This is a genomic window from Acidobacteriota bacterium (assembly GCA_016712445.1).
In the GTDB taxonomy this organism is placed as follows: domain Bacteria; phylum Pseudomonadota; class Alphaproteobacteria; order Caulobacterales; family Hyphomonadaceae; genus Hyphomonas.
In genome coordinates this window covers 2063909-2076842 of the sequence record JADJRB010000001.1, presented here as the reverse complement: position 1 = coordinate 2076842, position 12934 = coordinate 2063909, and the positions used below count along the sequence as shown (strand labels likewise).

Here is a 12934-nt window from a genome sequence, read left to right as displayed (position 1 = left end):
CGTCAGTTGTAGAAGCAGGTCTCCGTCTTCGCGCCGGTCTGGTAACAGCGCGGCTCTGCCATCGGCGGGCGATATTCGGACTTGTAGCCCTGGCTGAACTGCTTCTGGCTGTAGCGGTCCGCCTCCCGCTTGGCCGCCTCGCGCTGGCCCTGCGAGATATTGTCCGCCCACGCATAAACGAGGCTACACTCAGTGCTGGACGAACCGAACCGGCGGCAGATGTCATACGCATCGGCTGAATGCGGCAGCTGTCGATACTTGTTCCAGTAAGCTTGCAGGTATTTTCCGCCTTTGGTTCGGGCGATGTAATAGAAGTCACCATTGAAATCGATGCCGTAGCCGCCGGAGAGCGCGCTGTCCGCGGCCGCCAGGAGGTTGCGCTCCTGCTGGGCCTGCGCACGCGCATACTCGGCGTCCCAGTCGGTTTCCAGGTATTCACGATAGGCCGCCTTGGACTGCCACTCCTTTCTCATCTCCGCGATGAGCTCCGGCGTCGCCAGTGCCTGCGGATTGTCCGGGTGTGACATGCGCCCGGCCCGCGTATTGTAGACCTTCTGGAAATTCTCCGCACTTGGTTCGGACCCTATGAGGTACCAGTCCGTCACGCCGCCCGCCGACTTCTTTGCCGGATTCTCGAAAAAGCGCGCCGCGACGCGATAGCTCGGCGGCGGAATGTCCTTCGGGTTTGCAGTTGCAAACAGCGCCTTGTGCGTCTCCTCCGACAGCGTCCCGATCCAGATATCCGCCAGCGGCAGGTACTCGTTCGGCTCCCACAGGTAGACCCGCACGGACGAGGGGGTGAGTTCGTCCCACCGGCCCAGTTTGTCCGCATGATATTCATCCGTCTTCGGCGCATGCATGACCAGCTTGTACCACTGGTCGGTTGCATTCTCGTACACGATCAGCCATCCGCGAATGCCGCTAATCTGGCCTGGCAAGCGCAGCGGCACCATTCCGCGCGTCGCTTTCGGGTCTTTCAGCGGTTCCGGATCGGCCTTCCACTCGCTCAGAGGCTCATAGATGTCCGCAGACAGAAGACCCTTGCCGGAGGGCATCTCGCCGATCTTCTGGAAGGGATAGAATTTCATGTCGTGCTTGTTGTCGTCCCACTTCTCCGTCAGCGCATAGCCGACATCGAGAATGTCGAATACCGGACCCATCTTCTCCAGTTGCAGTGTGATCGTGTTGAAGATCACCGAGAACTCGCTCCCCTCCGAGCGCACGGGAAAGCCGATATAGCCGGCGTAGAACTTGTAATAGTCATTCGCTCCATGCGCGTTCGGAATGACACCGCTGATCTCATAGGCCGCGTTCCCGTCTCCATCGAAGATCGTGTAGGTGCGCAGGTCGTCCTTCGTCTTGCCGTCCAGGCGCGCCATGACGGTGAAGGGCCGCTTCGGCTCCGTTCCGTCGAGCCATTTCAGGGATGTCCAAGGCAATGAAATGGGCGTCAGGGTGGTCTCTTGGGAGCCAAGCGTCGCCAATCGCCATTGTCGCTTCACCGTCAGCACCAGCGCCATCCGGTCGCTGAGCGGCAGCACTTGCGTGAACTCTGGCGGCAGCAGCACGGTCTTGCCGTCGAGCGCCGTCAGGCCCTGCAGCGTCATGGCGCGCTTGTAATACTCCTTGTCACCCGGGTTGATGAACCACTCATGGTACTTGCCTTCATGCATCCCGTACTTGCGCATGAGGGTGTCGAACTGGTCCTGCGGCAGGTTCCGGCGCAGCAGCAGGCGCACCGCAACCGTGCCGGATTCGGTGCCCGTGTCCGTGCGCACATAGCGCCCGCTCTTGGTCACGCACTCGTCGGACGGCGTCTCGTCCAGGCAATCGCCGGTCTGCCGCGCATCGCCGACGGTGATATCCTTCCAGGCATGCGCCTCAAGCGTCAGGAACAACGCGGCCAGGGCCAGCGCAGCAAATCGGAACATCCGGAATCCCCCTTTGACTCAACGGGTTGTGTTCCAGCAGATTCTTAAAGTCTGGTGACCGGAGGTCTACCCCTTTTTGCCACCTAGCGCCCGCCAGCCGATGTCGCGCCGGCAGAATCCACCAGGCCAGTGAATGGCGTCCACACCGGCATAGGCCCGGTCGACCGCTTCGCGCAAAGTCGACCCGCTTGCGGTCACGTTCAGCACACGCCCGCCCTTGGCGACCAGCGTGCCGTCAGCCAGAACGTCCGTACCCGCATGAAATACCGTGACGCCGTCGAGCGCGCCGGCTTCCTTCACGCCTTCGATGACGCTACCCTTCTCGTAATGGCCGGGATAGCCGTTCGCCGCCATCACGACGGTTGCTGTCGGCGCAAAGTCGCTCAGTTCCAGCAGGCGTTCGAAATCCTTCTCATTGCCTTTCAGGCCGCCGGTCGCCGCCACGAGAATCACGGGCACGATGTCGCCCTTGAGCCCCTTCATCAGCACCTGGCACTCAGGGTCGCCGAACCGCGCATTGAATTCCACGACCTTGGGCCCGTCGGACGTCACCATGACGCCGATGTACAGCACGCCCTGATAGGGCATGCCGTCTTTCGCCATGCCCTTCAGCATTGGCTCGGCGATCTCGCGCTTCACCTGCGCCATCACCGCGTCGGTCACCACCGGCGCCGGCGCATAGGCGCCCATGCCGCCGGTGTTCGGTCCGGTGTCACCGTCGCCGACCCGTTTGTGGTCCTGCGCCGCCGGGAGATAGACCGCGCCTGTGCCATCGGTGATGACGAACACGCTCGCTTCTTCGCCGTGCATGAATTCTTCAATGACCAGCGTCGCCGAGGCGTCGCCGAACTTGCCCGACAGCATCTCGTCGATCTCGGCTTCCGCCTGGGCCAGCGTCTCGGCGATCACCACACCTTTGCCGGCCGCTAGGCCGTCCGCCTTCAGCACATAAGGGGCCGCCATCTTCTTGAGGAACGCCTTGGCAGGCGCCGCTTCGGTGAACTCGCCGTAAGCCGCTGTCGGCACGCCGTACTTCACCATCCGCGCCTTCGAGAAAGCCTTCGACGCTTCAAGCTTCGCCGCTTCGCGCGACGGACCGAACACATCGAACCCGCGCGCACGAAGGATATCCGACAGCCCCAGCGCCAGGGGCGCCTCCGGACCGATCACAATGAGGTCCGGCTCGATCTGCAGGGCCAGCTTCACCAGCCCGTCGACGTCGTCCGCCGCCACGTCGAAACAGGGGCCAACCGCGTCCATGCCGGGATTGCCGGGCGCGGAATGCACCACATCCACCAGCGGCGACTGGGCCATCTTCCAGGCCAGGGCGTGTTCGCGGCCGCCCGATCCGATGAGGAGAATGTTCATGGCGCCGCTCCTTGCGGGGAGCGGCGCCCGAGATCAAGTGGAAAGAGAGAGGTTCCGGCCTGACCTAGACGGTGACGGTGGCCCGCAGGAACGTTGCAGGCAGGATGGTCCGGCCAGATGCCATGCTCGTGTTCTGCCGCTCGAACAGCTCGACCAGCTCGCTTTCCAGGTCGGCGGCCTTGCCGTTCGCCGTCGCCGCCGCAAAGGCGTTCATCGTGGGGCCGTAGTAATCACGGAACACGCCGACGAAGGCCTGCGGCGTTCCGTCGAAATCGAAGGTGAACGTCTCGCGATCGCAGGCGACCTTGTCGGCGGCGATGCCCGCCTCGCCAAAACGCTGGCGCACCTCGTCCTCGACACCCCACAGCACCGGGCTGATGAAGCCGGCGGGCGGCGGCGGTGAATAGGCCCCGCTGATCTTGAGTATCTGGGCGATCACGGTAGGGTCGCCGGCAATCCAGTTGCCCATGACGATCCGCCCGCCCGGCTTCGTGACGCGTACCATTTCCTTCGCCACATCCACCGGCTTCGGCGCAAACATCGCGCCGAACACGCTGACGACGACGTCAAAAGTATTGTCTGCCACGCCTTCGAGGTTGCAGGCGTCGCCGTGCAGGAAGCGGCAATTTTTCAGCCCCTCGGCGGCGGCGCGGCGATTGCCGGCTTCGACGAGGTTGCGGGCGATGTCGATGCCAGTGACGTCCGCGCCGAGGCGAGCCGATGGCAAGGCGGTCGTTCCGTCGCCGCAGCCAAGGTCGAGCACCTTGTCGCCGGCGCGCACGCCGGTCTTCTCGATGAAGCGCGTGCCGCTTTCGCGCATCGTGGCGGCGAGCTTGGTGAAGTCGCCTTTTTCCCAGAGGGCCTGATTGGGGCTCAGCGCGGCGGTGTCTGTCTGGGTGCTCATTTTATCTCCCGTTCGGTGGGCGGCGAACGACAGGTCTGCCGCGATGGGAAAGGGATACGCCCCGCGGGGGCACAGCAGATAGTTCAGGAAGTGAACCAATCCGCTACAGAATCTGAACTTCACCAAATTTCCCAACTACGACAGGGCGTGGCGGCAAGCGGATTTCCGAAAATTCATCAAATGCCGGATAGCGGCCTTGGCGGCGGTCGCCCGGGCTGGCACTAATCGAGTTCCGGCTAGCATGGAGACGCGCATGGAAACGCTCGCCTGCCAGGTCTGCGTTGCGGGCGGAGGCCCGGCAGGGCTGATGCTCGGCTACCTGCTTGCCCGCCAAGGCGTCGACGTCATCGTCCTTGAAAAGCACGCAGACTTCCTGCGCGACTTTCGAGGCGACACGATCCATCCCGCCACGCTGGAAATCTTCCATGAACTCGGCCTCGACACCGGCCTCCTCGCCCTGCCGAACCAGCCGACCGAGCGCATCTCGCTGTTCATCGCCGGGCGAACCTTCCACATCGCGGACTTTTCGCGCTTGCCGGTCGCTCATCCCTTCGTTGCGATGATGCCGCAATGGGACCTGCTCGACTTCCTGGCCGACGAGGGCCGAAAGCTGCCCACCTTCCGCCTGCGGATGTTGACCGAAGCGCGCGGCCTCATCGAGACCGGCGACCGCATCACAGGCCTCGTGGCCGACGGGCCGGACGGAAAAGTCGAGATCAAGGCGGACCTCGTGGTGGCCGCTGACGGGCGAGCGTCGCACCTGCGCGATGCGTCGGGTCTCGCCCTCGACGACATCGGCGCGCCGGTCGATGTCTTCTGGATGCGCCTCGACCGCAAGGAAGATGGCGTACGCGAATCCTTTGGCCGCGTCACCGAGGACGGGTTCCTCGTCCTGATCAATCGCGGCGACTACTGGCAGTGCGCCATGCCGCTGCCGAAGGGCGACGCCGACAAGATCCGTGCCCAGGGCCTGCCGGCATTTCGCGACCGCATCGCCCGCATCGCGCCCCACTTGTCCGAAGCCGCGGAGAAACTGATCGACTGGGACCAGGTGAAACTCCTCACCGTGCAGGTGAACCACATGCCGAAATGGTGGCGCCCCGGCTTCCTGTGCATCGGCGACGCCGCCCATGCCATGTCGCCGGTCGGCGGGGTCGGCATCAATCTCGCCGTGCAGGACGCGGTCGCCGCGGCCCGCATGCTCGGCCCGTTGATCGGCAAGGGCCCGGTGCCGGATGAGGCGCTGGCCGGCGTTCAGAAACGCCGCCACTGGCCGGCGCGCATGATCCAGCGCGGCCAGGTTATTGCCCACCGGTTCGTGCTCGTGCCCGCGATCACGGCGAAGGGCACGCTGAAGCCGCCTTTCCTGCTGAACTTCTTCGAATGGTTCCCCATCCTGCGCCAGATTCCGGCGCGCCTGATCGGCCTCGGGCTACGCCCCGAGCACTGGCCGGCGGGCAAATGAGCCCCTTGCGGGGCGTGCCAACCGCCGTCACAACCACGCCATGACCGACACACCCGTCTCCAACGACCATGCCCAGTCCGTCTCCGAGCTTGCCGCGAGCCTGAAACGAACGGTCGAGACCAACTATGACCATGTCGTCGTGCGCGGCGAGCTCGGCCGCGTGACCATCGCCAAGTCCGGCCACATGTATGCCGACCTGAAAGACGACAAGGCGGTCCTCAACACGATCATGTGGCGCGGTCAGGCCGACAAGCTGACCTTCCGGCCCGAAGAGGGCCTCGAAGTCGTCGCTACGGGACGCCTGTCGACCTATGAAGGCCGCTCCTCCTACCAGCTGATCGCCAACACGATGCGCCCGGCCGGCGCCGGCGCCCTGATGCAGCTCCTTGAGGAGCGCAAGAAAAAGCTCGCCGCCGAGGGCCTGTTTGACCCGAAGCACAAGAAGCCGCTGCCTTACCTGCCGCGCACCATCGGCGTCATTACCTCCCCGACCGGCGCCGTCATCCGCGACATCCTGCATCGCATCCGCGACCGGTTCCCGGTGCGCGTGATTGTCTGGCCCGCCCTCGTGCAGGGCGACCGCGCCGCCGAACAGGTGACAGCCGGCATCAAGGGTTTCAACGCCATGACCGGCGCCGATCGCCCCGATGTGCTGATCGTCGCACGCGGCGGCGGCTCGATCGAAGACCTCTGGCCGTTCAACGAGGAAATCGTCGTGCGCGCCGCCTTCGACAGCGATATCCCCCTGATCTCCGCTGTCGGCCACGAGACTGACACGACCTTGATCGACTACGTGTCCGACCGCCGCGCGCCGACGCCCACCGGCGCCGCCGAGATGGCCGTCCCGGTACGGACGGAACTGCTGCTGTCGAGCGGTGAGCAGGGTGAGCGCCTGAAACGCGCCCTCGCGCGCGCCCTCACCCGTGCGCGCGACAAGCTTACCGCCGCGCGCCTTCCCCGCGCAGAAATGCTGCTTCAGCCCGCCCGGCAGCGGCTTGACTATGCGAGCGCGAACCTGCCGAAAGCGACGCTCGCGCTGACGCAGAAGGCGCGGGTGAAACTCTCCCGGCTACAGCTCTCGCCGGCTCTTTTGAAGTCCGAAATCCGGCAAGGCCGCCAGCGCCTGCGCGACATTGCCGTGCGTGCCCGCCCGGCGCTCGATCGGCTGATGGTGCGCCAGAAGACGGCGCTGGACGCGCAGGGCAAGCTGCTGGAGACCCTCTCCTATCAAGCGACGCTCAGCCGGGGCTACGCGATCGTTCGGGGTACTGACGGCCACGTCATCCGCTCGGCTGCGGTTGCTTCTGGTACGGACCAGTTCAAGATTTCCTTCGCGGATGGTGACGTTACCGCCGCGCCCGTCGGCGGCACACCAAAATCGAAAGCTCCGCCCAAAAAGCCCGGCGAGCAGGGCAGCCTGTTCTGACGCCATGCACCCCGCCCCGCTCTTTCGCGAGTCCGATCCGGAAAAGCTGATCGCCCGTTTGCGCGCGCGTCCGCTTGGCCTCGTCTGCGCCAATGGCGAGGTTGCTCCGCTCGCCGCCCACACGCCCGTCCTTGCCTCACTGGAAAATGGCCGGCCGCGCCTGCGTTTTCATCTGTCTGCGCACAATCCGCTTACGCGCGCCATCGAGGCTGGCGCCGGCGTGCTCATCGTTTTCACGGGCCCGGACGCCTACATCTCGCCCGACTGGTATGGTCCAGTGCCCAATCAGGTGCCGACGTGGAACTACCTCTCCGTCGAAGCAGAAGGCACGCCCGCGCCGGCGGATGCCGCCACCTTCCTCGACGATGTCTCCTCCGAATTCGAAGCCCGCCTCGCGCCCAAGCCGCCCTGGACGCGCGCCAAGATGGACCCCGGCGCGTTCGGCATGATGGTGCGCGGCATCCGGGCGTTCGAGCTCTCGCCGATTCGCTTCGAAGGCATCTCGAAGCTCAGCCAGAACAAGACGAGCGAAGCGCGCGCCGGCGTCCTCGAAGCCCTGTCGGCCATGCCGGATGGCCTCGCCATTGCCGCTGAAATGCGTAAACTACAGACATGACCCCGCCCCCGCCCACCCCCTTCCTCGCTGCCGCCAAGGACTTGCTCGGCCCCAAGGGCTGGAGCGACGATCCGGAGAAACTCGCCGCTGCTTCCACACCCTGGCGGGGCGGCTGGGCGGGTGAGACGCCATTCCTGGCGCGTCCTGCGTCAACCGACGAGGCCGCCGCGCTCGTCAGACTTTGCGCGCAGCACCGTGTCGCGATCACACCCCAAGGCGGCAACACGGGGCTCGTCGATGGCGGCACGCCGCACGGCGAAATCTGCGTGTCGATGACCCGCATGAACGCCGTTCGCGAGGTCGACCCGTTCAACAACTCCATGGTCATCGAGGCCGGCGCCACGCTCGTCACCGCGCAGGAAACGGCGGAGAAGGCAAACCGCCTCTTCCCGCTCTCCCTCGGCTCGCAAGGCACCGCCACGCTGGGCGGCCTCATCTCCACGAATGCCGGCGGCGTCGCCGTCCTGCGCTACGGCATGATGCGCGACCTGATCCTCGGGCTCGAAGTCGTGCTGCCCTCCGGCGAAATCTGGGACGGTCTTTCCGGCTTGCGAAAGAACAATACCGGCTATGACTTGAAACACCTCTTCGCCGGCGCAGAAGGCACGCTCGGGCTGATCACGGCGGCGACGCTGAAACTCTTTCCGAAAGTGCAGCGCGCCTCGGCCTGGGTGATTGCATCGTCTGCAGACGATGTCGTGAAGCTGCTCGCGCTGGTGCGCGACCATGCAGGCGATTCCGTCACCAGCTTCGAGATCATTCCGGCGAACGCGGTGGAAATGGTCGTCGCCGACGTGCCGGGTACGCGCGACCCGCTCCCGTCGAACGCCGACTGGCGCGTGCTGATCGAAATCTCGCAGCCGCATGCGGCGCAGGCCGAGGCCCTCCTCACGGCCGCGCTTGAAGCCGGGGCCGAGGCAGGCCTCGTACAGGACGCCGCCATCGCCTCCAGCGAAGCGCAGGCGAAATCCTTCTGGCACATCCGTGAGACGATCCCGCTGTCCAAGCGCGCCTACGGCACGGCGCTCAACCAGGACATTTCCGTCCCCGTCAGCCGCATCCCGGCCTTCATCACCGCCTGCAACGGCGCCGTGCGCGCGCATGTTCCGTCGGCAGACTTTGTCATCTTCGGCCATGTTGGCGACGGCAACCTGCACTATTCGGTGGTCGAGCCGGCAGGCGCCGGCGCGCCGATCCTCAAGGCACACGAAGCGGCCGTCACGCGTACGGTCTTCGACACCGTGATGGCCTTTGGCGGCTCGATCTCGGCCGAACACGGTGTCGGCCGCCTGAAGCGCGACGAGCTTGCCCGCATCCGCCCGCCCGCCGCGACCGGCGCCATGCGCGCCATCAAGCAGGCGCTCGACCCGCTCGGCATCATGAACCCCGGCCGCGTCGTCAGCGTCTGAAACCGACTGTTTTCGCGAGCTTTTTTCAATGGTTAACGGCCCGCTAACCCTTTTGCGACTAGCCATGTCCTGCCCGCAGAATGCGAGGGGACAACGGCATGGTCTGGTACAACGATCTGCGCAATCCGCGCCTGTTCACGCCCGCCGAGCGGGACTGGACCTCGCGCCGCCTGCTTGACCTGCGCGCCCAGCTTGCCTCGCCCGCCCCGAAAGGCGTGCCGCGCCGCACCAAGAAATCCAGTCTGATCATCGGCACCTGGAACATCCGCGATTTCGACAACAACAAGTTTCGCCACGGCCCGCGCCGCCGCGAGAGCCTGTTCTACATCGCCGAAATCCTCTCCGCCTTTGACATCTGCGCCCTGCAGGAAATCAACGAAGACCTGACCCCGCTGAAAGATGTCATCCGGCTGATGGGTCCCGACTGGGACTTCATCTCCACCGATGTCACCGTCGGCAGCTCCGGCAACCGCGAGCGGATGGCCTTCGTCTACGACAAACGCAAGGTCCGCTTCCGTCACGTTGCCGGTGAGATCGTCTTGCCGAAACACGCCCTGCTTCCGGGCGAGCAGCAATTTGCGCGCACGCCCTTTCTCGTCAGCTTCCAGTCTGGCTGGTTCCGCTTCTCTCTGTGTACGGTGCATATCTATTTCGGCGAAGAGTCGAAGGGCTCGGAAGGCTACCAGCGCCGCGTGCAGGAAATCGAGTATCTCGCCAAGGAAATGGCAGACCGCGCCGAGCGGGAGAACGAGAACTACATCCTCCTCGGCGACTTCAACATCAAGAACCCCATCGACGAGACGATGCAGGCGCTGACCAAGGCCGGCTTCCAGCTGCCGCCCGAACAGCACGCCTCCAACATGCTGGGCGATGCCTATTACGACCAGATCGCTTTCCGCACCCGCGCAGACGAGTTGACCTTCCTCTCCTCCGGCGCGTTTGAATGGACGCAGAGCCTGTTCCGGCCCGAACACTACGAACACTACGCGCCGGCCCTTCCGGAACGTCACCGGGACCTCGCCGAAGACGGGACATTGAAGGACAAGGGCAAGGACAAGGACTACTATTCCAAACGCTGGCTCACCTGGCAGATCTCCGACCACCTGCCCCTGTGGGTCGAACTCGCGGTCGATTTCTCCGACGCCTTCCTTCTCAACAATCTTGATGGCGAATATGAAAGTGCCGGGCCGGCCGCGCAGATCGAGGCGGCGGATGACGAGGCCGCCCCCGAACTGGACGAACCCACACACCCGCCACCGGCCCGAAAGAAGCCGAAGGGCCGCAAGCGTCCGAAAGTGGCGCCGCCCGAGAAGAAGGGCACGCTGGCCCCGACCCCGAAGATGACCTTCGCCGAAGGCTGGCGCATCTTCTGGTGGGTCGCCGGCGGCGGCATGGACCGGATGCACAAGCGCCGGACAGCAGGCAAAAAGGCCGAGAAGGCCAAGCAGGCACCGAAACGCTGACTGCCCGCGCTTGTGACCACCAATTCCCGCGTTAGACTTGCGCAAACCTCGCTGATTGGAGTTCACGATGAAATTTGTATCGCTCGCGCTGGCGCTCGCTGCGCTTAGCCTTTCAGCGGCGTGCCAGACCGCGCCCGCAGATTCCGAGGGTCCAGCTGAACCGGCCGAAACCGCGCCCGCGCAGGAAGCGCCGGTGCTGCCGGTAAAGCCGAAAGTCGGTGGGCCATGCGCCTACGAGTATTCCGTGATCGACGCCGTTGTGGTTGCGGTCGCGGAAAACGACGTGCGCCTTCAGGAAGGCACCGAGCGCGCTTTTTCCCTCAGCCGCGCGCAGTTTCCTTCGGCACCTGAAGTGGGCGAAACCTACAAGGTCACAAAGCAGCAGATCACCAAGGGCACCTGCGTGCCTGTGATGTACCGCCTCGTTTCTCCGCCTGCGGATAATTAACGCCGGCCGAACAGGCGCTCGATATCTGCCAGTTTCAATTCGACGTAAGTCGGGCGGCCATGGTTGCACTGCCCGGAATGCGGCGTCGCTTCCATGTTGCGCAGAAGCGCGTTCATCTCGTCGCCGTTCAGCCGCCGGCCCGCCCGCACGGATGACCGGCACGCCATGTTGCCCATCACCTCTTCGAACCGTTCCTTGAGCGCAAGGCCGGCGTCATACTCGGCGAAGTCGTCCGCAAGGTCGCGCAACAAGCCGGCCGTATCCATTTCGCCAAACAGTGCAGGCGTCGCCCGCACGCACACCGCGCCCGCCCCGAACGCTTCGATTTCGAGGCCCAGCGACGCGAGATCATCGGCGCGTTCCAGCACGCGCGCGGCCTCGTCTTCCGGCATCTCGACGATGTCGGGGATCAGCAGCGCCTGCCGCCGCACACCGCCGTCAGCCATCTGACGTTTCATCGCTTCATACACCAGCCGCTCGTGCGCAGCATGCTGGTCCACGATGATCATGCCATCCGCCGTCTGGGCGATGATGTAGGTTTCATGCAACTGGGCCCGCGCTGCTCCGAGCGGATAATCGGCAAGCTCCCGCGCCTGTTGAGGTGGCAGGCTTTCCATGCGCGCGCCGGGCGCAGTATCGGGCGCACCGTCACGCAGGGGCTCCGGCGCATAGCCGCTGAACGCGGCCGGCGCGTCGTAGACCGCGCGCGGCGGCGCTTGCGGCCGGATACCCGGCGAGGCGGGCGCCTGCCACAAGAGGCCAGATGCCGCTTCTTCGACCTTCGCCCGCCCCAGCGCAAAACCCGCGACCGTCGTGGACGCCCGGTGGCCCGCGCCCGCCAGCCCGTGCCGGAGCGCACCGATCATCAGTCCACGGATTCCGGCGCCGTCGCGGAAGCGCACCTCGGTCTTCGCCGGGTGCACGTTGACGTCCACTTCCTCCGGCTCGACATCGACGAACAGGGCAAGCAACGGATGCCGGTCACGCGCCAGGAAATCCTGGTAGGCAGCGCGCACAACACCGGTCAGCATACGGTCCTTCACGGGCCGTCCGTTCACGAACAGGAACTGCATCTGGGCATTGCCCCGGTTCAAGGTCGGCAAGCCGGCAAACCCGGAAAGCCTGGCCCCGTCCCGCTCCGCGTCGATCGCAATCGCATTTTCGCTGAATTCGCGCCCCATGATTGCGCCGAGCCGGGCCAGACGGCCGGCTTCGTCATCGCGCTCTGCAGCATAGCGCAATACGGTGCGCCCGTTGTTCTCGAGCGTGAAGCCCACCGAGGCGTTGGCCATCGCAAGACGCTTGACCACATCCGTCACCGCGAGCGCCTCGGCGCGCTCACCGCGCATGAATTTCAGCCGCGCCGGTGTCGCATGGAACAAATCCACCACGTCGATCCGTGTACCGGTTTCGCCGCGCCCCGTGAAGGCCGCCGGCCTTGGCCCGTCGACCCGTCCGGCCTCGGACAGGATCTCCGCCGCGGCCTCGCCCGCCGCACGGCTGACAATCCGCATACGGCTGACCGACGCGATCGACGGCAAGGCTTCACCGCGAAAGCCCATCGTATGGATGTTCAGCAGGTCAACCCGGCCGTCGGAATCCGGCACCAGCTTCGATGTCGCGTGCCGTTCCAGCGCGACCGCCAGGTCGTCCGCCGTCAGTCCGCACCCGTCATCCTCGACGCTGATCCGCTTCAGGCCGCCCTCCTCGATGGCGACCGAAACCTGCGCCGCGCATGCATCCAGCGCGTTTTCCACAAGCTCTTTCACGGCCGCCGCCGGACGCTCGACCACTTCGCCGGCCGCGATGCGGTTGACCACCTCCGGCGGCAGCCGGAGGATCACGGGACGGGGGCGTGCAGAATCAGGCATCAGCTGGGCAGTCTAGTCCTGACAGGCGCAGAT

10 protein-coding genes are annotated in these 12934 nt (G+C 65.1%); 6 read left to right on the top strand and 4 right to left on the bottom strand.

All coding sequences use genetic code 11. The features are described 5' to 3' along the window. Positions 1-2: 2 nt before the first annotated feature. The 3 genes from IPK75_10555 to IPK75_10545 all read right to left on the bottom strand — a co-directional run bounded on the left by IPK75_10555 (position 3) and on the right by IPK75_10545 (position 4203). Positions 3-1931, bottom strand: a complete 1929-nt coding sequence (locus IPK75_10555; protein ID MBK8198803.1) for a hypothetical protein — start codon at positions 1929-1931, stop codon at positions 3-5. A gap of 66 nt (positions 1932-1997) precedes the next feature. Further along, a complete protein-coding gene (gene purD, locus IPK75_10550) occupies positions 1998-3299 on the bottom strand; it encodes a phosphoribosylamine--glycine ligase (protein MBK8198802.1) in 1302 nt (433 codons plus the stop codon). 64 nt (positions 3300-3363) lie between these two features. Beyond that, positions 3364-4203 carry a class I SAM-dependent methyltransferase gene (locus IPK75_10545; GenBank protein ID MBK8198801.1) on the bottom strand — a complete coding sequence of 280 codons (840 nt, stop codon included), beginning with the start codon at positions 4201-4203 and terminating at the stop codon, positions 3364-3366. A 253-nt stretch (positions 4204-4456) separates the two neighbouring features. On the opposite strand from IPK75_10545, the gene IPK75_10540 reads away from it, so the two are divergent. From IPK75_10540 to IPK75_10515, 6 genes are all read left to right on the top strand, one after another. After that, positions 4457-5668, top strand: coding sequence for an FAD-dependent oxidoreductase (locus IPK75_10540; GenBank protein ID MBK8198800.1), 1212 nt, complete (start codon positions 4457-4459; stop codon positions 5666-5668). A 40-nt stretch (positions 5669-5708) separates the two neighbouring features. Then, positions 5709-7094, top strand: a complete 1386-nt coding sequence (locus IPK75_10535; protein ID MBK8198799.1) for an exodeoxyribonuclease VII large subunit — start codon at positions 5709-5711, stop codon at positions 7092-7094. 4 nt (positions 7095-7098) lie between these two features. Continuing rightward, complete coding sequence (locus IPK75_10530) at positions 7099-7710, top strand: FMN-binding negative transcriptional regulator (protein ID MBK8198798.1); 612 nt, start codon at positions 7099-7101, stop codon at positions 7708-7710. Beyond that, a complete protein-coding gene (locus tag IPK75_10525) occupies positions 7707-9119 on the top strand; it encodes an FAD-binding oxidoreductase (protein MBK8198797.1) in 1413 nt (470 codons plus the stop codon). Before IPK75_10530 ends, IPK75_10525 begins: the two co-directional genes overlap by 4 nt. 98 nt (positions 9120-9217) lie before the next feature. Next, positions 9218-10582, top strand: coding sequence for an endonuclease/exonuclease/phosphatase family protein (locus IPK75_10520; GenBank protein MBK8198796.1), 1365 nt, complete (start codon positions 9218-9220; stop codon positions 10580-10582). 67 nt (positions 10583-10649) lie between these two features. Continuing rightward, positions 10650-11030 (top strand): hypothetical protein, encoded by a 381-nt coding sequence (locus tag IPK75_10515; GenBank protein ID MBK8198795.1) that lies wholly within the window; start codon positions 10650-10652, stop codon positions 11028-11030. Here the strand turns inward: IPK75_10515 and mutL are convergent. Then, entirely contained in the window at positions 11027-12901 is a 1875-nt protein-coding gene (gene mutL / locus IPK75_10510; GenBank protein ID MBK8198794.1) for a DNA mismatch repair endonuclease MutL, read from the bottom strand. The genes IPK75_10515 and mutL overlap by 4 nt on opposite strands. Positions 12902-12934 lie beyond the last annotated feature (33 nt).